This window comes from Pedobacter sp. AC163, from assembly GCF_979258665.1.
This window is the reverse complement of the sequence record NZ_OZ409872.1, coordinates 4,899,435-4,925,484: the sequence shown is the minus strand read 5'-3', so window position 1 is coordinate 4,925,484 and position 26,050 is coordinate 4,899,435. Positions and strand designations below refer to the sequence as shown.

Genomic DNA, 26,050 nt, shown 5'->3' with positions numbered 1-26,050 from the left:
GCTGTAACAAAAAACGCTAACCTCCATCTAAAAAACACCTACAAACCCATAAATGGAACAAAAAGACAAGCTATTTAAAGAAATCTTCGATTCGAATTCCAAAAAGATCTTCCATTTATGTTATGGTTACACGGGCGATACCGATGCTGCTAATGATCTTTTACAGGAAACCTTTTTAAAGGTTTGGCAGAATCTGGACAAGTTTAGAAACAAATCATTAATATCAACCTGGATTTATAGAATTGCCGTCAACACTTGCCTTACCTATCTCAGATCGGAAAAAAGGCAGGCAAAAGACGAGTTGACAGATAACATTATCGAAAACAAAATTGAAGAGTTTTCAGAAAAAAATGAACAGGTAGCCCTGCTTTATAAATGTATATCGAAGCTTGAAGAAAACGACCGTTTAATTATTACCATGGTGCTTGATGAGCTTCCATACCACGAAATTGCCGACATCTCAGGAATAAGTGAGGGAAATTTGAGGGTTAAAATTCATCGTATTAAACAAAAATTAACAGAACTATATAACCAGTATGCAAGCGTTTGATCAAATACAAGAGTTGTGGCAAAAACACGATGTAGAAGTTAAGGTTTCTGCTGATGAAATGTTACAGCAAGTAAAGAAAGAAGTGAATGGTTTGAAGTTAAAGTCTGCTTTAAATATCCTTGGCATGCTTGCATCATTTATTGCAATCGCTGTTTTATGGGTGTTCTTTCATTTCGAATCGTGGACCACACATGTCGGAATTAGCATCACTTTGCTAGCGATAGGTGTATATATCTTAATTCTATACCGGGATCATCGTTTGATTTCAAAAAGCGATTACACCCGTCACCCAAATGAATATCTCAGTGATTTAAGAGTATACCAGTTAAATCGGTATAAGCTATACAATTCCCTTTATTGGTTTTATACTGTAGCACTTTCACTTGGACTAATTTTCTATTTCATCGAGATACTTGCACACTTAAGTATCACCATGACGATTGTAGCGGTTAGCTTCACATTTCTGTGGATTCTGTTCTGCTCTACAATCCTTAGAAATGCGGTTATAAAACGCGAAAAGGAGCGTATATCTCTACTAATTGAAAAATTTGAAAGAATAAGTGCACAAATTTCAATGCCATAAAATTTTAGGCACGGTTTTTTCAATCCAATTTTGTGATGAAAACACCTCTTGCAATTTTACTGCTTACACTCGTACTGCCGTTTACTTTCGGTTTTAAGCAAGATTTTACTCAGCCCGTTCAGCTGGATTGGGAAACTTATTTTAAAGGAAAGCCTGATACGCGTTCACCCTTTTTTGCATTAACGGCAATGACATGGAAGTACAGTTACGAATCTACCATCTATAGAAATCGAGTGGCTATCAACCTTAAAAATGAAATAAGCATCGATAAAGACCGCTCATGGGTAAAATGGGATAAAATTAAAGATCCGAATGTGAGTGCCAGCTTGCTTCACCATGAACAAGGACATGTGAACATCCAATATATTTTACTTTCGGAGGCGGAGCGTGTTCTAAAAAACAGAAACTATTCAATTAAAAATTATAAGGCTCAGATTTCTCAGTTAGCGAATGAACTAAGCAATTATTTCGACACCATGCAGCGCAATTATGATGAGGAAACCGAACACGGAAGCAATCATAAAATGCAGGCACGTTGGGATAAAATTATTGAAGATAAAATGGCCGAATCTCGAGCTGCTACCCTAGCCAATGATTCGCGATAATTTTGGGAGGAAGATGATTAATCCCACAACAACTGCCAACAAAGCAGCCATTAACACCGCGGCAGCGGCTAAATCTTTAACAACTTTAATTTTAGGATGATATTCTGGAGAAACAACATTGGCTAATTTTTCTATCGATGCATTGATTATTTCGGCTACAATTACCGAAGTAATGACAGCCAAAATTGCGATCCACTCCGATGCAGAAAGCTGTAGGTAAAACGATAAGCCAATAGCGATTAACGCTGCAAATAGATGAATTCTGCCATTATGATCATTAATAAAAAATAACCGCAATCCATTAAAAGCATATTTAAAGCTTTTAATTCTATCTATTACTGAGAATTTGCGATTTTCCTGCATTTCGCAATTTACTAAATAGCATATCAAAACAAAGCAGCATCTCTGCAAATAGCGAGAGATGCTGCTTTAAAGGCTTCTATAATGATATGTTTTAAAATTTTAACCCTTTATCAATTCGCAGATTCTTATTTCTTTGCTTCAGTTTTTTCAGCTGGAGCGCCATTATCTAAAATTGTTTTTGTAGTAACACTTCTTTTTCCGCTCGGCGCAACAACTATTGTTGTTAAAACCCGTTTTTCGCCTTGTGGAACAGTTACTTTAATTGGCGAAGTGTACAAAAATGCATTTTCTGACGGTCTTGACCCGTCTAATGAATAGTAAATTTTTCCGCCAGTAATCGGAACTTTTAAATCAATTGTAAAATCGCCGCCTGTTAAAGGTTTATCACTTTGACCGATTGGTGTTGGCACCCAAAGGTTGATATTCATTTTATCTAAACGAGCTAAATGCTTCGGTAAACGTTCCTCCGAAAAATTCTTTAAGTCCTTGCGTTCAACTGGGCTCCAGGCAATTTCAGATAGCGCTAATAAACGTGGAAAAGCATGGTTTTCTGCTTTCTCAGGCGTTTTGATGTATTCAGTCCACATGTTAGCCTGCACTCCTTTAATGTATTTTCGCTGATCGGCTGTTAAAACTTTCGGAATCGGATCGTAAGCATAAATTTTTTGGTAAGGTGCAAAACCACCGATGGTAACAGGTTCGTCAGGAGAATTTGATTGTTTATGGTCGATGTATAGCCCCATGGAACCTGGAGTCATAATTACATCGTGATTTTGTTGAGCAGCTGCAATTCCCCCTGCTTCACCTCTCCAACTCATAACCGTTGCATTTGGCGCTAAACCACCCTCTAAAATTTCATCCCAGCCAATAATCGAACGTCCTTTGCCATTTACATGTTTTTCAATCCTTTGAATGAAATAGCTTTGTAATTCATGTTCATCTTTCAAGCCTTTTTCTTTCATCAAAGCCTGGCAAAATGGCGATTCTTTCCAATACGTTTTCGGCGCTTCATCTCCTCCAATGTGGATATATTTAGAAGGGAAAATTGCAATTACCTCATCCAGCACATTTTCTAAAAAGGTAAACGTATTATCTGTTGGAGTGAAAATATCATCAAAAACTCCCCAGGTTTGCTGAACTAACTTTCCTTTTCTTGCTCCTGCCCAAGGTGTTTTATCACTTATAAATGTATCACGGTTAGGAAATGTACTTAATTCTGGATAAGCCGCTATTGCTGCTGATGCATGGCCAGGCAATTCAATTTCTGGTATCACGGTGATGTACCGCTCTGCGGCATATTTTACAATATCTTTAGCTTCATCTTGTGTGTAAAAACCCTTTACTTCGGTCAAATAATTGCCATTGCCAGGATAATTGCCAATGATTGTACCAGGTCTGGTAGAACCGATCTGAGTAAGCTTTGGATATTTTTTAATTTCCAACCGCCATCCCTGATCATCAGTTAAATGCCAGTGAAAAGTGTTTATTTTATAGTAAGCCAACTGATCGATGTATTTTTTGATAAATGAAACTGGAAAATAGTGGCGGCAAACATCCAGCATTGCGCCACGATAACCAAAACGAGGATAATCATTGATCATCACCGCCGGAATAGTTATTTTGTCTCCAATTTTCTCTGGTATCATTTGCATGGCAGACTCTACCCCGTAAAATAAACCCGCACCTTTTCCTGTAATTACAATCTGAGTTGGGCTGACCTTGATTGTATATCCTTCTGCTGGCAGTTTATCTGCACCAGCTGATGTTAGCAAAATACTTTTTTGGTTTGGTTGAGGCAATTTACTTTCTCGCAATGCGAAACCAGCTTTGTTTACAATGAAGGCATTTAATAAATCGGCCGATTTTGCGCCATCGACACTTTGATTAATTAATAAAGTTGTTTTGTCGAGGATGAAATTACCACTCGCTCGGGTAATGGATACGGGTGCAGGAATTATCCCGAGGTTTGGATCGCCCTGCGCAAATGCACTTGTGCTGATTAATACTCCAATAAAAATCGATAATGCTTTGTTCATGATTGGTTTTGGTTTAGAAAAATAGTTTATTAAATCTTACCTAAGATATAGATTACGAAAAGAATGTATAGCTCACTTTTTTGTTACACTCTTAATCAAACGTTTGTTTTGCGAAATTTAAGACAAAAAAAATCTCCTCAAAAAGTTGAGGAGATTTAAAATATTGTCAAGTGAGGTTATGCCTCAACCGGATGTTCTTTAGCAGCAAGATAACGCTCAGCATCTAGGGCAGCCATACAGCCTGAACCCGCAGCGGTTACTGCCTGGCGATAATACATATCCTGAACATCGCCACAAGCGAAAACACCTTCAATATTCGTTAATGTAGAACCTGGTTTAGTTAATAAATAACCTGTCTCGTCCATTTCCAACTGGCCTTTAAAAATATCGGTATTTGGTTTGTGCCCAATGGCCACGAAGAAACCTTCAACTGGAATTTCTGAAGTTACGCTGGTTTGATTATTAAGCACTTTTACAGCGGTTACATTTTTACCATTACCCAAAATCTCTTGTGTTTCGGTATTATAATGTACTACGATATTTGGAGTTGCTAAAACACGACTCACCATTGTTTTTGAAGCTCTAAACTCATCGCGACGCACCAATAAATGGACAGTTTTACAAAGTTTAGCTAAGTATGTAGCTTCTTCAGCAGCCGTATCTCCGGCGCCTACAATTGCAACATCCTGGCCTTTGAAAAAGAAACCATCGCAAACGGCACAAGCTGAAACTCCAAATCCATTATATTGTTGCTCGCTTGGTAAACCCAACCATTTTGCAGTTGCACCTGTAGCAATAATTACGGTATCGGCAGTGATGGTTTTGATTTCATCAATTACGACCTTGTGTGGAGCAGAAGAAAAATCAACAGAACTTACATAACCGAAACGGATATCAGTACCGAAACGCTCCGCCTGCTTGCGAAAATCTTCCATCATTTCTGGCCCCATAATTCCTTGCGGATAGCCAGGGAAGTTTTCTACATCAGTGGTTTGCGTTAATTGACCGCCGGCTTGCATACCGGTATACATAATTGGTTTTAAATCTGCTCTAGCTGCGTAAATCGCTGCTGTATATCCTGCCGGACCAGAACCTATAATTAAACACTGAACGTGTTCGTTTTCTTGTGACATTATATGGTGTGTTTGAAATTCATTAATTGTAATGCAAATTTAACGCATTAAATAATCGTTAGCAAATGCGCATTGTCAACATAGTTTACTTATTAACATTGAAAATACCATGTTTCACCCCTCATAAAAATTATCTTGGAGATAAAAAATTGTATCGATAAAATATACTATTCCATTATTCGAGAGCACATTTTCATCGTGTAAATCTTCGAAAATAATTCCTAAATCTTTATTGATATAATCGTGATTTCTGTTATTTACGAAATTATTGAATAAAAGAAATTTTTTAACAGATGTTAAGTTTGTAAGTTCGTTCGCAATTATAAATTCTTGCTTTACTACTGCGAAAAGCTTTTCATTTATTAATTTAAAACCTAAAAAATTGTAAGCTGTCGCTTGAAAGAAATAATTGTGAATAAGTAAACTGTTGAAGTAATCTAACCAATGTTCATAAAAAACAGAGTCGTTCAGTTTAACGACATTGCAGTCGTCATATCTATAAACTCTTTGTTCAGCTCCGGCGCTTATGAATTCATCTTCTGAAATTTCGTTCGAATAGATGAGATTTTCTTTAATAGCGAAATCAATTAATCTGATTTCTTCTTCACTTTTGAGATACTTTTGTTTTTTAGCTCTGAAGCCTGTCTGCGCATATCTTCTAAGGAACTTTTGCGTTTTTTTGAGTTGGCTTGTTTCGCTAACTGATCCATCGCCGACAATGATATTTCGTAATTCATCCTTAATATTTTTCATTAAAATATGATTTAAAGATACGAAATTTCCCACATATGTAAGATGTTCGTTCAACTAACTTCCCTTGTTCTCCCTAATTAATCGAATCACATTTCCACCAAGGATTTTCTTAATTTCACTTTCCGAATAACCATTTTTAATCAGCTCTGCAGTAATTTTAGGATAGTCAGCAACACTATTCATCCTTGAAGGAAAGGATTCTGCCCCATCAAAATCAGCACCTAAACCCACATGATCTACTCCAATTAGTTTCACAATATGGTTGATGTGTTTCACCACTAAAGCAATTGGCGGCCGGATTGCTTCGGCATCAGCCCCATGGTTCGAAATTAGCGTATCGATAGCACTGCTCCTTCCATATTTAGCGGAAAGAATTTTTAATTCCTGATCGTATTTTGCTAACAATAGCTTTTGGTTTTTATTAAATGTAGAATCTAAAAATCCGCTGTAGAAATTAATGCAGATCACGCCTTTATTTTTTCCGACAGCCTTAATTTGTTCATCTTTCAAATTTCGTGGAACAGGATTCAAACTGTAGGCACAACTGTGGGAAACAATTACAGGTCTGGAACTGGCTTCGATGGCATCATAAAAAGTTTTTTCGCCAACGTGAGATAGGTCAACCATTACCCCTAGTTTATTTAGTCTTTTCACCACTTGCTTGCCAAAAGCATTCAAGCCAGCATTTTTTGGTTTCACTTTTCCAGAAGTTTCTTCGGCTGCTGAGCTTGCCCATGGCGTACTATTGTTCCATGTTAAGGTTAAATAAGCCATTCCACGTTTGGCCAGGCTATCGATATAATCTAAACGGTTTTCAATCATGTGTCCGCCTTCCACACCAATCATCGCAGCCATTTTTTGTTGCTTCACCGATGCTTCTAAATCAGTGGCGGTATTAACCAACTGAATTTTCTCTGGATATCTTTTAATTAAACTGTAAAGAGAATCTAACTCTTGATTAGCGAGTGCATAACCCCCGGTTTCATCACACCAAATAGAAAAAAACTGAACATCCAAACCACCGTCTTTTGCACGGATAAGATCGAAATTCCCTTTCGACTGGAGTTTACCAATATCAATTCCTGATTTAATTTGATTGAAGAGAATATCACCATGGGTATCAATTACGATGGCTTCCTGGTGGATTTGATTTGAAACTTGTGCCAGGATTTTGCTTTGAAGCAGCACAAAAAAGAGAAAGAAATAAAGGGTTTTCATAAATTAAAATTAAGCATTTGAACTTTTAATCATTCAAATGCCTAATCTTAATTTTGCTATTTAATTTTAGTGACGTAAGCATCAGCCCCGGTTACACTTGAAATTGCCTTTCCATTTTTATTTGGACTTGATTTATATGCCACGCCCGAATCTGCACCTTGAACCCTAATGGTTCTTACACTTTGCGCCCTTACTTTGATGGCTGCACCAGTAACCGTAATGGTATTACATGCCCCAATGATGGTTACATTGATATCACTACCGGAAATATTGATATTTTCATTTCCTGTAGCTTCAACTGTTTTGGTGATACCGCTACCGACAACATTTATCGTTTCCGATGTTTCCTTATTGGTCGTCTGTGCTTGCGAAATTAGAGGCATTGTACATAAAAACGTAAGCACAAATAGCCAGGCAATCTTCCTTAGATTTTTCATATTTGGTTGGATTAATTTCCTTTATCCTCACCAAATATCATACCATACGAATATTATGTTTGGATCACACCAACATTAAAACGCTTGGTTATTGGCGACTGATTTGCAGCTTCAATGCCCATTGATATCACTTTCCTGGTTTCTAAAGGATCGATAATCCCATCTACCCAAAGTCGGGATGCTGCATAATATGGCGTAGTCTGACTATCATATTTGTCAGTAATTTCTTTCAACATCTCCGCTTCTCGTTCTGGCGTTATCACTTCTCCTTTTGCTTTTAACGAAGCCTCTTGAATTTGCAACAACGTTTTAGCCGCCTGTGCACCGCCCATTACCGCAATTTTGGCCGTCGGCCAGGCATAAATTAATCTTGGATCGTAGGCTTTTCCACACATAGCATAATTGCCAGCTCCATAAGAATTTCCCATTACGATAGTGAATTTTGGCACAACTGAATTGGCCACTGCATTTACCATTTTAGCACCGTCTTTGATAATTCCGCCATGCTCTGATCGACTGCCAACCATGAAACCGGTTACATCCTGTAAAAACACCAATGGAATTTTCTTTTGGTTACAATTCATGATAAAGCGGCTTGCCTTATCTGCACTGTCAGAATAAATTACGCCCCCAAACTGCATCTCTCCCTTTTTAGATTTAACAACCTTGCGCTGATTGGCCACTATTCCAACTGCCCAACCATCGATACGGCCCAAACCACAAACGATACTTTGTCCGTAGCCCTGCTTATATTCCTCAAATTCAGAATCATCAACCAAACGGTTGATGATATCCATTATCTCATATTGTTTATCTCTGTTTTCAGGAATAATCCCGTACAACTCTTCTTCTTTGGCTTTCGGTTTAGCAGGCTTAATCCTATCGAAACCGGCATTTTGAGGTGCACCCAACATGCTCATGATGTTTCGGATACTATCCAAACAGGCCTGATCATTGGGATGTTTGTAATCCGTAACCCCAGAAATTTCGCAGTGTGTGGTCGCACCGCCTAAGGTTTCATTGTCGACTTCTTCTCCTATCGCAGATTTAACCAAATAAGATCCGGCCAAAAATACCGATCCTGTTTTATCAACAATCATGGCTTCATCACTCATAATAGGTAGGTATGCACCACCGGCAACACAAGCGCCCATAATGGCGGAGATTTGTACAATCCCTTCGGCCGACATCATTGCATTATTTCGGAACATTCTGCCGAAGTGTTCTTTATCAGGAAAAATTTCATCTTGCATGGGCAAATACACACCCGCACTATCAACTAAATAAATTACAGGCAAACGATTTTCCATGGCAATTTCCTGAGCCCGAAGATTTTTTTTAGCTGTCATCGGAAACCAGGCGCCGGCTTTCACCGTGGCATCGTTAGCAACAATCATACATTGGCGACCGCTCACATAACCAATACCACAAACAACCCCTGCAGATGGACAACCGCCTTGCTCTTGATACATTCCATCAGCGGTGAAGGCACCAATTTCCAGGAAATCAGAATCTTTATCAATAAGATAAGCAATGCGCTCCCGGGCCAATAACTTCCCTTTCTCTTTTTGTTTAGCCGCGTTTTTTTCGCCACCACCTTGATAAATCTTTTTGAGTTTGGTTTTAAGCTCGTAAACCAGCTGTTTATTTACATCCTCGTTTTTGTTGAATTCGATATCCATGGTGGCAATTTAAATTTATTTTCAGAAATATAGAGAAGACTGAAATGGTTTCTAGTCTATAGGGGCGAATATTAAATACCGAGTACGCAAAGAAGGCATAGAATGGTACGAAGAAAATATTGACCTCGAAATATAAAACCTCACCCTATCAAAGTTAGTAGTAATTGTTCTGGTGTAGCAATCCCTCTCCTTGAAGAGAGGGAAACAATGGCCTGTAGCAATTGGGCTTGTGTTCTTTGCGAAAACTTGTGCCCTTTGCGGTCAAACAAACAGAAAAAAAAGAATAGAGAAATAGGCGAAGGGAAATATAAAACCTCACCCTATCAAAGTCAGTAATAATTGTTCTGGTGTAGCAATCCCTCTCCTTTAAGAAAGGGAAACAATGGCCTTTGGCAATTGGGCTTGTGTTCTTCGCGAAAAACCTTGTGTCCTTTGCGGTTAAACAAACAGATATCCAATTAAAATAATATTTTTGGATAAATCTCAATAAATGGAACTCACCGTAAATATCCCGGCATTATTATTTCCTGCCATTAGCTTAATCATGTTGGCCTATACCAATCGCTTTTTAGCACTGGCTGCCCTGGTGAGAAGTTTAAAAGCAAAATACGAAGAAAGTGAGAAAAATATCGGTTTGCAAAACCAAATCAAAAATTTGCGCTACCGGTTAAAGCTTATTAAAAACATGCAGGCTTTTGGCGTTTTAAGTTTTTGTCTTTGCCTTTTTTGCATGTTCTTTATTTATCTCGAATGGAATATTGTTGCAGAAATTCTTTTTGCTTTAAGCTTGATATTCTTCATGATATCGCTGATTATTTCTTTAATCGAAATTCAGATCAGTACAAAAGCACTAGAACTCGAACTGAGTACCTTGGAAGATTTAGAAGGTGAATCTCTAGGTGGATTGATCAAAAAGAAATTTAAGAAAGATTGAAACTAAAGTCAGATGTAAAAAGTAAGGCAATTTTAAAATTTACCCGAAATACAATAATTACAAATACCAGAATGGATATAGCTACAGACCTTATAAATTTCAAAAAAAAAATACTTTTTATTATCATTTAATTGCTGATAACTAGACGAAAATCAAATCTGATTAATGAATTAGCATTACGAATGCTATTCTAAAATGAAATAAATTTTGCTATTTTCGTCTATATTTTCAGTAAAGTTCGCCTTCCCTATTTGGCTAAGCCTAAATTTTCATCCTAGATAATTTACTTATATACATTTGATGAAAAATCTTTTTACTTCAGCTTTTTTACTTTTTTGCTTATATGCAAACGCACAAACTTTTTCTTGCGAAGAAAAGGTTCAAACACTTTTAGTTGATAAAATAAAAAAATACAATTCTAAAGATTTAATTCCGTATATGGATAAAAAAGAAGGCCGTTGGGGTTATTTTCATAGAACGACTAAGAAAATTTTAACTGCGCCCATAATGAATGAAGCATATTTTTTCCATCCACATATTAATTTCAGCTATAGTTTTGAGCAAAAAGGTGAAGATGGCTGTAATGGAAAAATTTATGGTAGTGGAATTGAGTACCGCATTTTAAATTTAGAAAAAAGTGTTTATATCCCAACAATGGCGATGGCACCAAACCAAGTAAAGCCAGCATTTAAAAAATTTATTAAACCAGAAATTTCGGGTTTCGAAGTAGATGATAAAGGAAGTTTAACCTACTTTAATCCGAAATTTTACAATGAACAAAAAAGTGAACCACGAATTATAGATATTTTTAAAGCTAATGGTGAAAATTATGCAATTACCTATTTTAATGAGGATACAGGCCAATATTACTCCGTGATAAATCAACACGGGGTAGCAATTAAAAATTTTGAAAAATTAAAAGGATATCCAACAAAAAAGCAGAGTTACAACAATGAAAAGGATGTATGGTTTTGGGTTAGCACAAATGAAAATGAATATATTTTCAGGTCGCTTTTAAGCGGACAAAGATTGAATGAAACTTTTAATAACTCTTCAACATGGGAATACTACGCTCAAGAATTTGGTTATGCAATTTTAGAAATTGGGAAACAGAAAGGATTAATGGACTTAACTACCATGAAGTGGAAAATAAAACCATCAATAAAAAATGATTTCGATTTTTTAGTTTATGCTAGCTCAGAACATTTAGACTACAATTACAATAAGGATGAGTATTCCCACAATCCAAACATTATTGCCTCTATTGAAATAATTAATACAAATAGGAAAAAATCCTATATCTATATTCAAAACAGCAAAAACCAATTTATGGATTTAGATTTAAAATTATACAGGCCAATTAAATAACTTATAGCTTTTATTTATTTCTAACAAAGCCATAAAATTTTGGTCGAAAGGTAATTTGAACTAACAGCAATAAAACAGCTATAAAATATTAGTACTCAGAACGCAGATAAAAAACAAAAAAGGATAAGCTTTCTAACTTATCCTTTGTATAACTAATATTCTTTAACCGATAAAATGATATAAGAAAACAACTTCGCCAGTAAAAGCAGGTTTTTTTTGCCCTTCTATTTCCATCTCTATTCCCATATGCACTTTTGTAACTCCTCGCAAATTTACAATTGAAGCTAATTTAGCTTTTAACCGGATTTTACTGTTCACCAATACAGGTTGTGCAAATTTCAAACTTTCGATGCCATAGTTAATTTCCATTTTTAAATTTTGAATATCAACAATCTCTTTCCATAGAAATGGGATTAATGAAAGTGTTAAATATCCATGTGCAATGGTACCTCCAAACGGACCTTCGTTTTTTGCTTTCTCCTCATCAGTATGAATCCATTGATAATCTAAAGTAGCATCGGCAAACTTGTTAATTTGGTCCTGAGTAATGGTATGCCAAGATGATACACCAAGCTCTTTACCTAAATGTTGTTCAAACTCTGCGTGTGAAGTAATGATCTGCATTGGAAAATATTTTAGCCCTGCGTTTTAGCGAGAGCGGTTCAAAATTGTTTAATGTATGTTATAATCTTCTTAAGTTAAGTTTCTGTCTTTAAACCAAACTTCATCCGGAATAGCAGAAAACTCGTCCATTTTATTAACCAAAGTTTCTGCATCTGCTTCGTTAAAAACCAAATCACGGTTTGCTGGTTTTAAAAATCTGCTTTTCACCATCATTTCCATTTGCGCAAATAATGGATCGTAAAAACCACCTACATTTAAAACGCCAATGGGTTTATTGTGCAAGCCTAGCTGTAACCAGGTTAAAACTTCAAAAAATTCTTCAAGCGTACCAAATCCACCTGGTAAAATGATAAATCCATCACTTAAATCAGCCATTTTTTGTTTACGCTGATGCATATTTTCGGTGATAATCATTTCCGTTACGCCTTTATGTCCAACTTCTTTATCCATCAAAAATTGAGGAATAACTCCAGTAACCGAACCACCTGATTGTAACACATCATCTGCTATTACACCCATTACGCCTACGCTCCCACCACCGTAAACCATCTTAATGTCTTGTTTCACCAAAACATCCGCCAGTTGTTTTATCGCATTCCGCAATTCCGGATCGCCATTAAAGTTTGAGCCACAATACACGCAAACTGCTTTAAGCTTATTCATTTGGATTAAAATTTTTCGAAGTTAAGATTTTATCGGCTTTCTGTAAATTTTAATTCTGCACAAGATGGTTAACATTCATTTTTTAAAAGATTTGGAAAGCAGTTGCAGAAGTTTATTTTAAAGTTTGCCCTTCTATCACTTCAAGTCCTCGCCCCGAAAAAAAATCGGGGCTGTGGGCTTTCCGCTTTATAAGGTTTAGGCACTTTGGCTGGCAAAAGGAACACTGACCAACGTAAAATAGACCTGATGGAAGTGAAATACTTTTTGTTAGCAGCAACCCTGAATTTTCTGTCATGCTGAGGCACGAAGCATCTGCAACCGATGAAACACTTGCCTGCTGCAAGCAGGGATACTTCGTACCTCAGTATGACAGCAATCACAAAAAGATTGAACGTACAGCAGGATTGCCGTAACCGAATAGTACCAAAGCCTGCTCTCCAAAACAAAAAAAAGCGCCGGACAATGCCGACGCCTTCAACCAAATATAACAGAGAACGTTAAAAGCTATAACGAAAGGTTGCGCCATAAGTTCTTGGGTCGCCGAGCACCCCAGCGTATAAACCAGAGTTACCTGCCGCAGCCTGCAATTGCTCGAAATAGTTTATATTGGCAATGTTTCTGCTCCACACAAAAACAGAAAACTTTTCTGATCTAAACCCTAACCTGGCATTAAGCAATGAATATCCCTGAACATTTAACACACTTGAAGGTGTTGGATTTGAAGAATAAGTGGAGCGGTAGCTTGCATCTCCAGCAATAAAATAGCGACCAGGTTTGGTAGCCAAATTACCTGGCGTACTCAATTCTGCACCACCAGAAACATTCCATTTGGAGATTCCTGGCAACCTGCCACCAGATGCATCTTTAAATGCAACCTGTGTAGCAACACCATTTATAGTTTCGGTGTGGCCGGTTTCTTCTAAAGGTAGTGGCGCATTAGTGAAACTTACATATTTACCATCCAGGTACGCCAATGCAGCGTTTAAAGTTAAAAATCGCTCTAACTGATAGGTTCCATCAATCTCCAAACCCTTAACATTTACCTTTTCAGCATTCGCTAAATATCCTCTGTTTACGCCTAACTGCGGTGATTGGACATTGGTTTGATAATCTTTTATATCGGTGTTGAAAGCGGTTACATTTAAAATTGCACCTTTAAATGGCTTTGTTTTCAGACCCAGTTCGTAGTGTTCTACATATTCAGGTTTAACAACTGCCAAACTCAAATCGGCCTGACCGTTGGAAGCTGTTGGCAAGCCACCCACATTTACCCCAACTGGTTTATAAGCGGTAGAAAAAGTTCCGTAAACATTTAATTTTGGTGTAGGACGATAGGAAACTGTAATATTTCCAGACAAATTGTTGTTATTGGTACTGGTATTAAATTGCTGATTGCTGTAAACTGCTGATTTCAGCGATAACAAAGCGGCATCAGTTGTTTGCAAACCACCGTAAGTGTTTCTGTCATAATCAACATCTTTTTTATCATAAGTAAACCTAAGGCCTGGTAAAACATGCAGATTTTTAAGCACTTCCCAATCCACCTGACCGAAAACCGCTGCACTTAACGATTTGATGGTGGAGTTTGTTCTGATTCCAAAACCATCTAACAATCCAGGTGTAGAATAGAGTGCCTGTGCGCCTGTACTGGCAGTTTGTACAAATCTCCATTGGTCTTTGCCAACTTCTTCTGTTTGGCCCAACCCCTGTAAGTTTTGACCCAATAAAAATACGCCAACCACTCCACTTAGTTTTTCGCTGATGTTACCGGCATATCTAATTTCTTGTGAATACTGATCGTGACGCGAATTTCCTTGTGATTTTGTCAAGGCTGATAATTCAGAAAAATCTCTATCGTTTGTTGGATCCCAGTTCCAGAATCTCCATGCTGTGGTGGAAGTTAAGGTTCCGCCGCCAATTTTATAATCTACGTTTAAGGAGATTCCACCTATTGATTGATTATGTCTCCATGGCGTATTGGTATTGATTTCTCTTGAAAATGGATCTATTTTAGGTTGTTGGTAGCCCAAATCAGAAACTATTCGGGCGTACTGACGGTAAGCACTTCTTTCGGTTGGCGTAACACCAACAATTACCAATGGATAGCCTGCCGGATGCTGAACGCTCACATCTCCACTTAAAAGAATTTTCAACCGATCTGATGGCGTAAAGTAAAGCTGCCCTTTAAAACCGAGGTTATTTTGTCCGCTGTAACGGCGTTCTTCCCTGGAATTCCAAATGGTACCATCGCGTTGCGTTCCAGAAATGGAGATTTTTGCAGCAAGATTTTTTGCCACACCACCGGAAACTGATGTTTTGGCCTGGATAAAATTATAATTACCCACACTCATTTCTACTTTAGCTGTTGGGGTTTGTGTGGGTTTTGTTGTGGTAATATTAAAAGCGCCAGCAGTGGTGTTCTTTCCAAAGAGCGTTCCCTGCGGACCGCGGATTACTTCAATTTGTTCAATGTCAAGAAAATCGGTTGAGGTTGCAGCTGGTCGGGCATGGTAAACACCATCAACATAAAAGCCTACACCGGGGTCGATACCATCGTTAGTTAAGCCAAAAGTTGAACCTAAACCACGAATATTTAATGTGGTATTACGGGCATTTGAGGCATACAATTGAACTGATGGAACCAACTCTTTTAAGCGGTTGACGTTGAAAGCACCAGCATTTTCTGCTGCCTGACCGCCAATAACGGTAATTGGAATCGGCACATCCTGTAAAACTTCCGAGCGCCGTCTGGAGGTTACTACGATTTCGTCAAGCTGGGTATCTTCAACCAAAATCAGCTCAATTGGCGTTTCCTGCAGCTGCAAAACCTGAAAATCCTGAGGCTTGTAACCCACATAGCTTACCCGGATGTAAAATGGAGGTTGTTGTTTGGCATCGATCGTAAAAGCACCATTTGTATCTGTAACCGTGGCAATTTTAGTACCACGTACGGTGATAGTAGCTCCAGGTATTGTAGTACCGTTGCCCCCTTTTACAATTCCTTTTACTGTATTTTGAGCGAGTACAGCAGAGGCTGAAAGTATTAAAGAAAAAATGAATAGTAAACTTCGTTTCATGATTGTATTAATGTGTTTTGGGTTAGATTTTATCTTTTAGTTATCCTTTCGGAAATAGTTGAATGTGATGGTTTGGTGGCTATAACAACAACTACATTTGACGTTTTTTGCTTGCTTCATATTAAAATATATAAATCCTATAGATTTAGTCGACAAATATATTAAAAAAAAGTATTTGCCAAATTTTATTTTGTTTATTTATTTAAGCAGGAGGATTTTTCACAAAGCGTTTAAAATCTTGTATATTTAGAAAGTCAAATCCTATTGTTTTTCGCATCCCACAAATCATTTAAATTGTGGGAAAATTTAGTTTATTATTTTTTTTGATAATTATATTAGCATTTGCAAATAATTATTGCTTTGCTCAAGGATCAGCTGCTGGTTGCTTAATTGAATCTCGCAATATTGTATATACGAATGTTCCTAAAACTATCTACGACAAAAATTCAGGTGTTTCATTATCAAATAATTATTGTTCATGGGCTCCAACATCGGGACTTCCCTGCGAAGTTTGTAATGGAAATTTAGTTGGTAATGGTAATTGTCCGGGAAACAGTACCACGCCAGGAATAATTGGAACTTTCACAATGGTTGAATGCCCATTAGATCAAAGCTTTTTCTTCCTTGGTTTTGGAATATTAATTTCGATTATTTCGGTTAGAAAATTAAATTCAAATAAGCCGATGTTATCAAAAATCTGCACTTAATCTTAATATTTAGTGCTTTAAGATTGCTTTCCCGAAAAATCGGGACAAGCAATCTATTTAGCTAATAAAGATGCTTCACCTCGCACAAGCTCGGCTTCGCAATAACGACCGTTCTTGTAAAATGTGCACAGCTATTGTAAAAGGCATTTTAATAAGAAAGATTTCTTAACCGCGAAGCGAAGCCGTTTTTCATGGCTGTGCCAATTTCATTTAACAAATTCATCCCGAAGAAAGATTTCTCAATCGCGAAGGGCGCATTTCGAAATGACGGAATGTGCGAAAAAACTAAGCAACCAACAAACTAATCCTGTTGACGCAAATATGTTTTTATGAAAAATTAACCCTCGCAATGACTAATAATTTTCATATAAGCACCAAAAAAAAGCAGGGCTATCATAAACGACGCCCTGCTTTGTATTATGTCTGTGGATTCTTGACTTCCGACTCCGGACTAAAGACTCCGAACTAAAAATTACCTCGTATAATTCGGTGCTTCCTTAGTAATCGTGATATCATGCGGGTGACTTTCACGCATACCTGCTGCCGTAATTTGAACAAATTGTGCTTCTTGTAAAGCTTCGATACTTGCTGCACCACAGTAACCCATACTGGCACGTAAACCGCCGATGTATTGATACATCACTTCGGCTAAAGTTCCTTTAAATGGTACTCGACCAACAATTCCTTCAGGAACGAGTTTTTTAATATCATCTTCTACATCCTGGAAATAACGATCTTTCGAACCTTGTTCCATTGCTTCGATAGAACCCATTCCACGGTAAGATTTAAACTTACGTCCTTCATAAATAATGGTTTCACCTGGCGATTCTTCTACTCCCGCGAATAAAGAACCCGCCATTACCGTACTTGCGCCAGACGCAATGGCTTTGGCAATATCACCTGTGTGTTTAATACCTCCATCAGCGATAACCGGAACACCTGTACCTTTTAATGCTTTAGCACATTCATAAACCGCGTATAATTGCGGAACACCAACACCGGCAATAATTCTGGTGGTACAAATAGAACCCGGACCAATACCAACTTTAACAGCATCAGCACCAGCATCAGCTAAGAATTTAGCGGCAGCACCCGTTGCAATGTTACCAACGATCACCTGTAAATCTGGATATTTTGCTTTAACTTCTTTTAATTTATCCACTACACCTTTAGAGTGGCCGTGAGCCGTATCAATTGTGATCACATCAACGCCTGCGTGAACCAATGCATCAACACGTTGTAAGGTATCGGCTGTTACGCCAACTGCAGCACCAACACGTAAGCGGCCGCGATCATCTTTACAAGCAGCAGGATAGTTCTTAACTTTAGAAATATCTTTAAAAGTAATTAATCCACTTAAGTAGCCATCGTTCGAAACAACAGGTAATTTTTCAATCTTGTAATTTTGAAGAATTTCTTCCGCTTGAACTAAATTTGTTCCTTCCGGAGCAGTAATTAGATTTTCTTTGGTCATTACCTCGGCAATTGGTCTTGCCATGTCTTTTTGAAAGCGTAAATCGCGATTGGTAATAATGCCTACTAGTTTATTATCGCTACTTACTACCGGAATGCCACCAATTTTATGTTCTTTCATGATCTTGAAAGCATCAGCAACTACCGCAGTTTCCAATAAGGTAACCGGATCCTGAATCATTCCGCTTTCCGATCTTTTAACTTTTCTCACCTCTTCCGCTTGTCTGTCGATCGTCATGTTTTTGTGCAACATACCAATCCCCCCATTTTGCGCAATGGCAATGGCAAGCTCAGCTTCTGTGACCGTATCCATGGCTGCAGAAATCAATGGAACGTTAAGCTTAATTTTTTTGGTTAAGAAAGTGGCTGTATTAACATCACGAGGCAGAATTTCTGAATATGCGGGTACCAAAAGTACGTCGTCATAAGTCAAACCTGTAGCAATAAATTTTGTGGAGTCGAGTTGCATAGCAAATAAATTACGATTTATTATTTGCCAGGCAAAGATACAAAAAAGCCAGGAAAATCAAAGGGCAAATATAGAAATTGGTAAATATTGAGCTGGGGTGACAAATGAAATTTTTTTGGAGATTTACAGTTTGTTCAATTGCTTTGTTATAATTGCATATTATTCTAAAGCCCCAGATATGATAACAGAAAACACCTATTTTGAAGGAAATGTAAAATCTTTAGGTTATGAAACCGGAGAAGGAAAATTAACCGTTGGAGTAATCAACGCTGGTGAATATACATTTGGAACCGCACAGTTAGAAGTAATGTATGTTATTGAGGGAACATTAACTGTACATTTACCCCACGAAATGGAATGGAAAACTTTTGAGAAAGGTTCGCATTTCACTGTTCCGGCCAACTCGTCATTTTCTGTTAAAACACTTGTTCAAACCGCCTACCTTTGTCAATATCGATAAAAAAAGAAAGTCAGGTAACAAGCCTGACTTCCTTTTTTTAATAACTATTTCTTCCCGATTACTACCTCTGTAAACTCGCTGGTGTTCAAATATTTGTTGGCTAAATCTTTTATTTCTTCGGCAGTTATACTTTTTACTTTCGCGATGTAGCGATCATAATAATCGTAATCTAAACCGAAAAAGTAGATATTCTTAAACTTATCAGCATGAGAAAAAATATTCTCTAAACTACCCAGCATGGAGCCCAGCATATAGTTTTTCACTAAATCGAGTTCCTCTTCGCCAATTAACTCATTTTTTAGCAAATCTATCTCTTTATAAATTTCCACCAATGCATCTGCACAAACCTCAGCGCCAACTTCTGTCGCGATGAAAAAGTACCCGGCATCCTGTAAAGATGATATTCCTGATCCGATGCCATAGGTATAACCCTTATCTTCCCTAATGTTGTTCATTAAACGAGAACCAAAATACCCACCCAAAACTGTGTTTAAAATCTGCAACCCAGGGAAATCTTCATGCGTACGGTTAACTGCTATTTTACCAATCCGAATGGCCGACTGTATAGCTTCAGGTCTTTCCCGGTAAACCGATTGATTAATTGAGTTTGCAAATGTTAATTTATTCGTAATTGAATCACTTTTATCCCAGTTATTTCCAAATTGTTGGTTCAGCAAGTCGAAACTCGCTTCATCAAACTTTCCTGATACCACTATCGTACAATTATTTGGCGTATATGCCGCTTTAAAGTATTCAACCAGATCATCCCTTTTCAGCTCGTCGTAATGTTTTGCCTGGATATCGACACCATAAGCAGTGTCTCCAAATAAGGCATGAGCAAATTCCTTCCGAGATAAAATATCGTTCTTCTGCAAGTTTACCTGCATTTTTTGCTTTTGGTTTTGAATATAAATGTCAAGTTCCTTTTGTGGAAATTGACTATCACTCAATACATCTTTAACGATTGGAAGAACCGAAGCCAAGTGCTTGTTTAAGGTATAAAGTGTTACCGTAGATTGATCCTGAGCATATTCGGTTTGGAAAAATGCGCCATAAAAATCAATTTGTTCGGCTATTTCTTTTGATGAAAGTTTGCTGGTTCCGTTATTCAACATTGCACTTACAGCAATAGCCTGCAATGGTTTTTCCACATTCCAATTCACATTGTTAAATATGAATTCAATACGTACTAAATCTTGCTCGCCCGAATATACGATGTAAACGGGAACATCATTCTGCAGCTTTTTCTGCTGTGGCTGGATAATATTTATGGTTGATACCTGCTTAAAATCAGGCGCCTGTTGTCTGTTAAGCATTATTTTCAGTTAAATAGTACAAGGTAGATGATGATTCTTTTTTGAAGGTATTATTTGAAATACGTTGGATATCTTCAGCAGTAACTTTTAAGAATTCGCCAGCTTCTTTATTCAATAAAGCTGCATCGCCAAGCAGTTCATAGTAAGCAAGATTCATCGCTTTATCCAATAAACTCATCTCTGAAAATACAAGAACAGATTCGACCTTATTTTTCACTTTAGTAAGTTCGTTATCAGTTACCAGTTCTGCCTTCAACTGATCGAGCTCTTTCCAAATTGCCTGTTCTGCCTGTTCAGTTGTGATGCCTTCCACCAATTTCCCTTCCACAACAAATAAGCCAGGATCAAGACTGCTTGATATATAAGCATTGATATCGCTGAATAACTTTTGCTCTTTTAATAAGCTATTGTACAATCGTGAAGATTGCCCTCTAGACATAATATCTGATAACAAATCGAAAGCATAATAATCTGGATCTAAACGACCAGGCATTTTAAAACCCATGTAGATAGCATTCAAAGGCACATTGGCTTTAACAGTTTCAGTTCTTTCTTCGATTTGAGGATCTTCCTGAACTAGATCACGCTCGTATTTTTCTCCTGCCGGGATGGGCTCAAACCATTTTTCAGCCAGTTTTTTAACATCTTCGGTTTTCACATTTCCACCTACTACTAAAATGGCGTTCTGTGGCGTATAATGTTTCTTAAAAAATGCCTTAACGTCTTCCATCGTAGCATTTTCGATGTGCGAAAGATCCTTTCCAATCGTTGCCCAACGGTACGAATGTTTTTTATAAGCCAGTGGACGAAGTTTTAACCAAACATCGCCATAAGGCTGATTTAAATAACGCTGTTTAAACTCCTCACTCACTACGTTACGCTGTGTATCTAAGCTCTTTTCTGAAAAAGCCAGGCTTAACATACGGTCGCTTTCCAGCCAAAAAGCTGTTTCAATATTTTCAGCCGGCAAAGTGATGTAATAATTGGTAATGTCGTTACTGGTGAAAGCATTATTTTCACCTCCTACTCTTTGCAAAGGCTCATCATAATTCGGAATATTGATAGAACCGCCGAACATCAAATGCTCAAATAAGTGTGCGAAACCAGTTTTTTCCGGACTTTCATCACGAGCGCCAACATCATATAAAATATTTAGAACTGCCATTGGAGTTGTTGGATCTTCATGAACCAAAACCTTTAACCCATTAGCAAGTGTAAAACGATTAAAATCTACCATATAATTTTTTAGAATCGTAAAGATATACTTTTAGGGTAAAATGTAAGATGGAAAATGTAAGATGGAAGACATAATGTTAAAGGGATTAACGATAGTTTATTTCGACCTTAAAATCTTTGACTAAAGACTGACGACTTTCGACTTTCGACTTAGGACTTTTGACTATCTTTGTGCTATGAATACAGCCGATTTACTGCAAAGGGCCTTGCATTTTGATTTTTTAAGCCAAGAGGAAGGTGTTTTTTTATACCACAATGCAGATACTGCATCGTTGATTTTTGTAGCAAATGAGCTAAGAAAAATTCAAGTTCCGAGTGGTAAAGTTACCTGGCAAATAGACCGAAATGTAAATACTACTAATGTGTGTATTGCTAATTGTAAATTCTGTAATTTCTTTCGCCGACCTGGCCATGAGGAGAGCTACATTACTGACATTGAAACATATAAAGTCAAGATTGAGGAAACTTTCCGTTTAGGTGGCGATCAACTGCTTTTGCAAGGTGGGCATCACCCCGATTTGGGCCTGGCCTTTTACGCTGATCTTTTCAGAAAGTTAAAAGAATTATACCCTGATTTAAAACTTCATGCATTGGGCCCGCCTGAGATTGCACATGTTGCAAAATTAGAAGGGATTTCGCATACCGAGGTTTTGCAAACCTTAAAAGATGCTGGCATGGATTCATTGCCGGGTGCTGGTGCGGAAATTTTAAACGACCGTGTACGCAGGTTAATTTCTAAAGGAAAATGCGGTGGCCAGGAATGGCTTGATGTGATGAGGGCTTGCCATCAGTTGGATATAACCACATCGGCAACGATGATGTTCGGACATGTCGAAACCATTGAAGAGCGCTTTGAACATTTGGTTTGGATTCGCCAGGTACAGAGTGAAAAACCTGCTGATGCCAATGGTTTTCTGGCATTCATTCCATGGCCATTCCAGGATGATGGAACTTTATTGAAACGTTTACGTGGCATAAGCAATAATGTAACTGCCGATGAATATATCCGGATGATTGCTTTAAGCAGAATCATGTTGCCAAACGTTAAAAATATTCAGGCAAGCTGGTTAACAGTGGGTAAAGCAACTGCACAACTTTGTTTACATGCCGGCGCAAACGACTTTGGTTCAATTATGATTGAAGAAAATGTAGTTTCTGCTGCTGGTGCACCGCATCGTTTTACGGCAAATGGTATTCAACAATCAATAAAGGCTGCAGGCTTTGAACCGCAATTACGAGGACAAAAATATAATTACCGCGATTTACCAGAACATTTGGAAGAACAGGTAATCACTTATTAGGATAAATTAGTGAATGTGAAGATTATTGAATGGTTTTTAGATCAGTAATTGCGAAGCTAGACTTTAGGAAACTAAAGCAAATTGATTTTATAGATTGAATAGTGAACTATGCAATCAAATACCAAATTTACTTAAATGACAAACAAAGCTTTCATAAAAATGGAGGCTTTTATTTTGCTCCATGCTGAACAGGTTAAGTGGAAGCGTACTGACGAGAGTTTTTTAAACCTGATTGGAATGGAAATCCTTTTTTGTTGTACTCTGAGCGCAGCGAAGGACAGCCAAAAAGATTGTAATGCAAAGCAGGACTAACTTAAATTGGAAAAACAGAACCCTGATTTTCCAATTTAAAATTTGAGGAAGACTTTGATCTTATCATCCTTAAATCCTCAAGAATCCTGATCAAAAATAAAGGGAAACAGAACTCAGTTCTGCCTCCCTACCTTAAACTAAACATTACCTAATCAATAATGTAAATTCTATTTTGGCTTAGGTTAATTTCGAACCTGTTCTAAGGAACAAGTTTGCAATTGTTTTAACTTCAGCACCTGTTAAAAACTCATCGAAAGATTCTGCTGCTGCAGCTCTAGTAACAGCAGTTCCATTAATACCTGTAATTTCGATGTTAGCTTGAACTGTGTTATTTTCACGAGCATAAACCGGATCTACTTGAGGAACACCAGTATCGTTTGAGACACCGTTAGCACCTAAACCTACCCATGGTTTCAACGGAACATTTAAAAACGCTGCTGTCATCTGGCGTAAGTGAGAAGCGTGACGAGCCTCTACTGAGTGAATTTGTAATGCAGTTGTTAACACTGGCATACCTTTCAAAACCGGCGCCTGACCTTTGTAAGCTCTTACACCTGTATCTTCGAAAGCTGTGGCAACTTTTAAGAATGTTCCATAATTTGTGAAAACATCACCGAAAGTATTTCCAGCTGTAAAATCAAAGTTAGCTTCTGTTAAGGCGATAGGCGTACCTCCAGCCCCTGTAATAGCACTTCTCAATAAGTTTACGTGAGCTAACTCATGAGCACGAATAGTAGTGATTGCTCCTGTTGCAGCACCTGCTGGGATTAACCCTGTGCTTAACAAAGCTCTGTTATAAAAATTATATTCTAAATGCTCTAAAGCCAAAGCAAAGTTTAATACTTCTGTAACATTTGCTGGGTTCGATTGACCATAAGCTTTTTGAAACATAGAACCTAAAGCCAATGGTAAAGCTGCCAAAGAAATTTTCTTTCCAACGTTGAAGAAACTCTTCATTGCTGCTCTACGTGGATTTAATCTTTCATAGATCTCTCCATCAACTTTTTCAATTTCGTCTAATATATTTATGATATTCATGATTTCTGAGTTTAAGATTATAGGTTGATAACGTTAATTTTTGTTTTAATGAATGGAGCAGCTAATGGCAATACTTTATCTGGAGTTAATGCTCCATCTAATCCGTTTGCATCTACAGCGCCGAATGCGGTTAATGTACCTAAATCAGCAAACGTACCGTTAGAAATCTGATCTCTTACGTATGCCGCGTGGCGAGCTTCAACCGAAACAATCTGACCAGCGATTACCAAGAAACCAGTATCTTTTAATCTTACTCCAGCACCGTTATATGCTGCTACGCCTAAATCTTCAAATGTTTTTGCTGTAGCTAAAACGCTAGCACCACTTGTAAAATCTACTGCTGAGAAGTTTACTTCTAAACTACCAATTGCCGCTGTACTTAATGCTTTTTTAAAGAATTCTCTGTGTGCAATTTCATGGAATTGTACATCTTGAAAATATGCTTTCTGTGCTGCAGTAAAACCTGATGGATTTGAGTTAGCAACCTGGATGTAAAACGCAGCCTCTAATTGCTCTAAAGCGTAAGCATAATTTAATACACCAAAATCATCTTTAAAATCAAGGGTTACACCTGCTACAGGATCGGTGTAGTTACGGTCTTTTCTACAGCCAGCAGCTACTAAAGCTAAGGCTGCTGCACTTGCACCAGCATATTGAAGGAAACCTCTCCTACCAACAGTGCTTTTTAATAAACTTTCCTCTTGAAGTTCACTTTTTGTTTCTAGTTCATTGTTTTTCATAGTGACTATGTTTAGGGTTTTTTAAATTCGTTGATGATACATACGTGACAATTCTATCCTCGGTTTTTTGTTTTTACATTTTTTTTTATTGATCGATTTTGATACATTCACAAACCTATAATTATGACAGTACTAAAAGCCATTATTGTTGATGATGAGGAGTTTGCACGTTCTTCACTGTTTTTTTTGCTTCAGCAAAATTGTGCCGAGGTAGAAATTACCGGGATAGCCAGATCTGTAGCCGAAGCACAGGATATTTTGGCAAGTCATAATATCGATCTCATTTTTCTCGATATCGCCATGCCAGGTGGCAACGGTTTCGATTTAATACCCGCTGCACAAAAGCAAAATGCTGCTGTTATTTTTACTACCGCATACGATCAGTATGCTTTAAAAGCTATTAAGGCGAATGCCCTTGATTATTTGTTAAAGCCTATAGATATCGACGAACTTAAGACTGCCGTTGATAAGGTATCGCAACACATTAAGCTTTTTAAAAATCGAAATGAAAATGATGAACGAATTAATAATCTGGCTTCTACCTTAACTTCCAGATCGGACATTAGAAAACTTACCCTCCCTTATGGGCAGGGCTTTAAAATGATAGATGTAGATGATATTATTTACATTGAGGCCGATAGCAATTATTCTATCGTTCATTTAAGCAATCAAGAAAAAATTACTGTTTCGAAGGTATTGAGAGAATTCGAAGAATTGTTACCAACCGAACAATTTGTTAGGGTCCATAAATCGAACATTATCAATTTAAATCACTTAAAAGAATACAATTCGAAAAATGGTTTGCAGGTTTTTTTAAAAAATGGCGAAAGTATTAATATCTCCAGAAGAAGGGCGAGCGATTTTTTTGATAAGATAAAATCATTTACAAAAGCTGGAAGTGATCACTAAATCAACTAAAATAGCATCTAATCTAGTCTCAAAGGCTTTATTTCTTATCTTTAGGAAAGGTTT

General features: G+C 37.5%; 25 protein-coding genes. 10 read left to right on the top strand and 15 right to left on the bottom strand.

The features are described from left to right. Positions 1 to 52: 52 nt before the first annotated feature. Genes ACZZZK_RS21325 through ACZZZK_RS21315 form a run of 3 tightly spaced genes read left to right on the top strand, consistent with a single transcriptional unit; the run spans position 53 to position 1,738 of the window. Entirely contained in the window at positions 53 to 550 is a 498-nt protein-coding gene (locus tag ACZZZK_RS21325; protein WP_029286005.1) for an RNA polymerase sigma factor, read from the top strand. Then, on the top strand, positions 537 to 1,133 hold the full coding sequence (locus ACZZZK_RS21320; protein WP_463485888.1) for a hypothetical protein: 597 nt from the start codon (positions 537 to 539) through the stop codon (positions 1,131 to 1,133). Before ACZZZK_RS21325 ends, ACZZZK_RS21320 begins: the two co-directional genes overlap by 14 nt. A gap of 35 nt (positions 1,134 to 1,168) precedes the next feature. After that, positions 1,169 to 1,738: a DUF922 domain-containing protein gene (locus tag ACZZZK_RS21315; protein WP_463485887.1), complete on the top strand. Its 570-nt coding sequence runs from the start codon at positions 1,169 to 1,171 to the stop codon at positions 1,736 to 1,738. On the opposite strand, the gene ACZZZK_RS21310 is transcribed toward ACZZZK_RS21315, so the two are convergent. The 7 genes from ACZZZK_RS21310 to ACZZZK_RS21280 form a co-directional block, all read right to left on the bottom strand. Then, the gene (locus ACZZZK_RS21310; protein WP_463485886.1) at positions 1,718 to 2,101 is read right to left on the bottom strand and encodes a diacylglycerol kinase family protein; all 384 of its coding nucleotides are present in this window, start codon (positions 2,099 to 2,101) and stop codon (positions 1,718 to 1,720) included. The genes ACZZZK_RS21315 and ACZZZK_RS21310 overlap by 21 nt on opposite strands. Before the next feature lie 125 nt (positions 2,102 to 2,226). Beyond that, entirely contained in the window at positions 2,227 to 4,137 is a 1,911-nt protein-coding gene (locus ACZZZK_RS21305; protein ID WP_463485885.1) for a beta-N-acetylhexosaminidase, read from the bottom strand. Positions 4,138 to 4,313: 176 nt separating this feature from the next. Then, positions 4,314 to 5,270 (bottom strand): thioredoxin-disulfide reductase, encoded by a 957-nt coding sequence (trxB, locus tag ACZZZK_RS21300; RefSeq protein WP_265800317.1) that lies wholly within the window; start codon positions 5,268 to 5,270, stop codon positions 4,314 to 4,316. 114 nt (positions 5,271 to 5,384) lie between these two features. Beyond that, positions 5,385 to 6,023: a putative polyvalent protein kinase domain-containing protein gene (locus ACZZZK_RS21295; protein ID WP_463485884.1), complete on the bottom strand. Its 639-nt coding sequence runs from the start codon at positions 6,021 to 6,023 to the stop codon at positions 5,385 to 5,387. A 54-nt stretch (positions 6,024 to 6,077) separates the two neighbouring features. Continuing rightward, positions 6,078 to 7,241 carry a dipeptidase gene (locus ACZZZK_RS21290; protein WP_463485883.1) on the bottom strand — a complete coding sequence of 388 codons (1,164 nt, stop codon included), beginning with the start codon at positions 7,239 to 7,241 and terminating at the stop codon, positions 6,078 to 6,080. Positions 7,242 to 7,297: 56 nt separating this feature from the next. Next, positions 7,298 to 7,678: a DUF3060 domain-containing protein gene (locus tag ACZZZK_RS21285; RefSeq protein WP_463485882.1), complete on the bottom strand. Its 381-nt coding sequence runs from the start codon at positions 7,676 to 7,678 to the stop codon at positions 7,298 to 7,300. 53 nt (positions 7,679 to 7,731) lie between these two features. Further along, positions 7,732 to 9,360 carry an acyl-CoA carboxylase subunit beta gene (locus tag ACZZZK_RS21280; RefSeq protein WP_463485881.1) on the bottom strand — a complete coding sequence of 543 codons (1,629 nt, stop codon included), beginning with the start codon at positions 9,358 to 9,360 and terminating at the stop codon, positions 7,732 to 7,734. A 490-nt stretch (positions 9,361 to 9,850) separates the two neighbouring features. Here ACZZZK_RS21280 and ACZZZK_RS21275 point away from each other — a divergent pair, with 490 nt between their 5' ends. Both ACZZZK_RS21275 and ACZZZK_RS21270 read left to right on the top strand, forming a co-directional pair. Further along, positions 9,851 to 10,294 (top strand): DUF2721 domain-containing protein, encoded by a 444-nt coding sequence (locus tag ACZZZK_RS21275; RefSeq protein WP_463485880.1) that lies wholly within the window; start codon positions 9,851 to 9,853, stop codon positions 10,292 to 10,294. A 300-nt stretch (positions 10,295 to 10,594) separates the two neighbouring features. Continuing rightward, on the top strand, positions 10,595 to 11,662 hold the full coding sequence (locus ACZZZK_RS21270) for a hypothetical protein (protein WP_463485879.1): 1,068 nt from the start codon (positions 10,595 to 10,597) through the stop codon (positions 11,660 to 11,662). Between the two features lie 162 nt (positions 11,663 to 11,824). On the opposite strand, the gene ACZZZK_RS21265 is transcribed toward ACZZZK_RS21270, so the two are convergent. The 3 genes from ACZZZK_RS21265 to ACZZZK_RS21255 all read right to left on the bottom strand — a co-directional run bounded on the left by ACZZZK_RS21265 (position 11,825) and on the right by ACZZZK_RS21255 (position 16,026). Further along, on the bottom strand, positions 11,825 to 12,286 hold the full coding sequence (locus tag ACZZZK_RS21265) for a MaoC family dehydratase (protein WP_463485878.1): 462 nt from the start codon (positions 12,284 to 12,286) through the stop codon (positions 11,825 to 11,827). 69 nt (positions 12,287 to 12,355) lie between these two features. Continuing rightward, on the bottom strand, positions 12,356 to 12,949 hold the full coding sequence (locus ACZZZK_RS21260) for an LOG family protein (protein ID WP_463485877.1): 594 nt from the start codon (positions 12,947 to 12,949) through the stop codon (positions 12,356 to 12,358). Between the two features lie 497 nt (positions 12,950 to 13,446). Next, complete coding sequence (locus tag ACZZZK_RS21255; RefSeq protein WP_463485876.1) at positions 13,447 to 16,026, bottom strand: TonB-dependent receptor; 2,580 nt, start codon at positions 16,024 to 16,026, stop codon at positions 13,447 to 13,449. A 296-nt stretch (positions 16,027 to 16,322) separates the two neighbouring features. On the opposite strand from ACZZZK_RS21255, the gene ACZZZK_RS21250 reads away from it, so the two are divergent. Further along, complete coding sequence (locus ACZZZK_RS21250) at positions 16,323 to 16,733, top strand: hypothetical protein (RefSeq protein ID WP_463485875.1); 411 nt, start codon at positions 16,323 to 16,325, stop codon at positions 16,731 to 16,733. A 472-nt stretch (positions 16,734 to 17,205) separates the two neighbouring features. On the opposite strand, the gene guaB is transcribed toward ACZZZK_RS21250, so the two are convergent. Then, positions 17,206 to 18,675, bottom strand: coding sequence for an IMP dehydrogenase (guaB, locus tag ACZZZK_RS21245; protein ID WP_463485874.1), 1,470 nt, complete (start codon positions 18,673 to 18,675; stop codon positions 17,206 to 17,208). Positions 18,676 to 18,853: 178 nt separating this feature from the next. Here guaB and ppnP point away from each other — a divergent pair, with 178 nt between their 5' ends. After that, complete coding sequence (ppnP, locus tag ACZZZK_RS21240) at positions 18,854 to 19,135, top strand: pyrimidine/purine nucleoside phosphorylase (RefSeq protein WP_463485873.1); 282 nt, start codon at positions 18,854 to 18,856, stop codon at positions 19,133 to 19,135. Positions 19,136 to 19,179: 44 nt separating this feature from the next. On the opposite strand, the gene ACZZZK_RS21235 is transcribed toward ppnP, so the two are convergent. Further along, positions 19,180 to 20,451 carry a M16 family metallopeptidase gene (locus ACZZZK_RS21235; protein ID WP_463485872.1) on the bottom strand — a complete coding sequence of 424 codons (1,272 nt, stop codon included), beginning with the start codon at positions 20,449 to 20,451 and terminating at the stop codon, positions 19,180 to 19,182. Then, positions 20,444 to 21,688 (bottom strand): M16 family metallopeptidase, encoded by a 1,245-nt coding sequence (locus tag ACZZZK_RS21230; RefSeq protein WP_463485871.1) that lies wholly within the window; start codon positions 21,686 to 21,688, stop codon positions 20,444 to 20,446. The genes ACZZZK_RS21235 and ACZZZK_RS21230 overlap by 8 nt, the downstream gene beginning before the upstream one ends. Before the next feature lie 175 nt (positions 21,689 to 21,863). Here ACZZZK_RS21230 and ACZZZK_RS21225 point away from each other — a divergent pair, with 175 nt between their 5' ends. After that, the gene (locus ACZZZK_RS21225; protein ID WP_463485870.1) at positions 21,864 to 22,988 is read left to right on the top strand and encodes a CofH family radical SAM protein; all 1,125 of its coding nucleotides are present in this window, start codon (positions 21,864 to 21,866) and stop codon (positions 22,986 to 22,988) included. A gap of 135 nt (positions 22,989 to 23,123) precedes the next feature. After that, the gene (locus ACZZZK_RS21220) at positions 23,124 to 23,300 is read left to right on the top strand and encodes a hypothetical protein (protein ID WP_463485869.1); all 177 of its coding nucleotides are present in this window, start codon (positions 23,124 to 23,126) and stop codon (positions 23,298 to 23,300) included. A gap of 177 nt (positions 23,301 to 23,477) precedes the next feature. Here ACZZZK_RS21220 and ACZZZK_RS21215 read toward each other — a convergent pair whose 3' ends face one another. Beyond that, the gene (locus tag ACZZZK_RS21215; protein ID WP_463485868.1) at positions 23,478 to 24,338 is read right to left on the bottom strand and encodes a ferritin-like domain-containing protein; all 861 of its coding nucleotides are present in this window, start codon (positions 24,336 to 24,338) and stop codon (positions 23,478 to 23,480) included. A gap of 17 nt (positions 24,339 to 24,355) precedes the next feature. Continuing rightward, complete coding sequence (locus tag ACZZZK_RS21210; RefSeq protein ID WP_265800293.1) at positions 24,356 to 25,078, bottom strand: ferritin-like domain-containing protein; 723 nt, start codon at positions 25,076 to 25,078, stop codon at positions 24,356 to 24,358. Positions 25,079 to 25,201: 123 nt separating this feature from the next. On the opposite strand from ACZZZK_RS21210, the gene ACZZZK_RS21205 reads away from it, so the two are divergent. Beyond that, entirely contained in the window at positions 25,202 to 25,987 is a 786-nt protein-coding gene (locus tag ACZZZK_RS21205; protein WP_463485867.1) for a LytR/AlgR family response regulator transcription factor, read from the top strand. The last annotated feature ends 63 nt before the right edge of the window (positions 25,988 to 26,050 follow it).

Bases quoted from the DNA above. Each gene is read 5' to 3' on its own strand.
- ACZZZK_RS21315 (WP_463485887.1), top strand. From the start codon at position 1,169: ATGAAAACACCTCTTGCAATTTTACTGCTTACACTCGTACTGCCGTTT.
- ACZZZK_RS21210 (WP_265800293.1), bottom strand. From the start codon at position 25,078: ATGAAAAACAATGAACTAGAAACAAAAAGTGAACTTCAAGAGGAAAGT.
- ACZZZK_RS21310 (WP_463485886.1), bottom strand. From the start codon at position 2,101: ATGCAGGAAAATCGCAAATTCTCAGTAATAGATAGAATTAAAAGCTTT.
- ACZZZK_RS21230 (WP_463485871.1), bottom strand. From the start codon at position 21,688: ATGGTAGATTTTAATCGTTTTACACTTGCTAATGGGTTAAAGGTTTTG.
- ACZZZK_RS21225 (WP_463485870.1), top strand. From the start codon at position 21,864: ATGAATACAGCCGATTTACTGCAAAGGGCCTTGCATTTTGATTTTTTA.
- ACZZZK_RS21305 (WP_463485885.1), bottom strand. From the start codon at position 4,137: ATGAACAAAGCATTATCGATTTTTATTGGAGTATTAATCAGCACAAGT.
- guaB (WP_463485874.1), bottom strand. From the start codon at position 18,675: ATGCAACTCGACTCCACAAAATTTATTGCTACAGGTTTGACTTATGAC.
- trxB (WP_265800317.1), bottom strand. From the start codon at position 5,270: ATGTCACAAGAAAACGAACACGTTCAGTGTTTAATTATAGGTTCTGGT.
- ACZZZK_RS21260 (WP_463485877.1), bottom strand. From the start codon at position 12,949: ATGAATAAGCTTAAAGCAGTTTGCGTGTATTGTGGCTCAAACTTTAAT.
- ACZZZK_RS21205 (WP_463485867.1), top strand. From the start codon at position 25,202: ATGACAGTACTAAAAGCCATTATTGTTGATGATGAGGAGTTTGCACGT.
- ACZZZK_RS21290 (WP_463485883.1), bottom strand. From the start codon at position 7,241: ATGAAAACCCTTTATTTCTTTCTCTTTTTTGTGCTGCTTCAAAGCAAA.
- ACZZZK_RS21325 (WP_029286005.1), top strand. From the start codon at position 53: ATGGAACAAAAAGACAAGCTATTTAAAGAAATCTTCGATTCGAATTCC.
- ACZZZK_RS21265 (WP_463485878.1), bottom strand. From the start codon at position 12,286: ATGCAGATCATTACTTCACACGCAGAGTTTGAACAACATTTAGGTAAA.
- ppnP (WP_463485873.1), top strand. From the start codon at position 18,854: ATGATAACAGAAAACACCTATTTTGAAGGAAATGTAAAATCTTTAGGT.
- ACZZZK_RS21220 (WP_463485869.1), top strand. From the start codon at position 23,124: ATGACAAACAAAGCTTTCATAAAAATGGAGGCTTTTATTTTGCTCCAT.
- ACZZZK_RS21285 (WP_463485882.1), bottom strand. From the start codon at position 7,678: ATGAAAAATCTAAGGAAGATTGCCTGGCTATTTGTGCTTACGTTTTTA.
- ACZZZK_RS21320 (WP_463485888.1), top strand. From the start codon at position 537: ATGCAAGCGTTTGATCAAATACAAGAGTTGTGGCAAAAACACGATGTA.
- ACZZZK_RS21235 (WP_463485872.1), bottom strand. From the start codon at position 20,451: ATGCTTAACAGACAACAGGCGCCTGATTTTAAGCAGGTATCAACCATA.
- ACZZZK_RS21215 (WP_463485868.1), bottom strand. From the start codon at position 24,338: ATGAATATCATAAATATATTAGACGAAATTGAAAAAGTTGATGGAGAG.
- ACZZZK_RS21295 (WP_463485884.1), bottom strand. From the start codon at position 6,023: ATGAAAAATATTAAGGATGAATTACGAAATATCATTGTCGGCGATGGA.
- ACZZZK_RS21280 (WP_463485881.1), bottom strand. From the start codon at position 9,360: ATGGATATCGAATTCAACAAAAACGAGGATGTAAATAAACAGCTGGTT.
- ACZZZK_RS21275 (WP_463485880.1), top strand. From the start codon at position 9,851: ATGGAACTCACCGTAAATATCCCGGCATTATTATTTCCTGCCATTAGC.
- ACZZZK_RS21270 (WP_463485879.1), top strand. From the start codon at position 10,595: ATGAAAAATCTTTTTACTTCAGCTTTTTTACTTTTTTGCTTATATGCA.
- ACZZZK_RS21255 (WP_463485876.1), bottom strand. From the start codon at position 16,026: ATGAAACGAAGTTTACTATTCATTTTTTCTTTAATACTTTCAGCCTCT.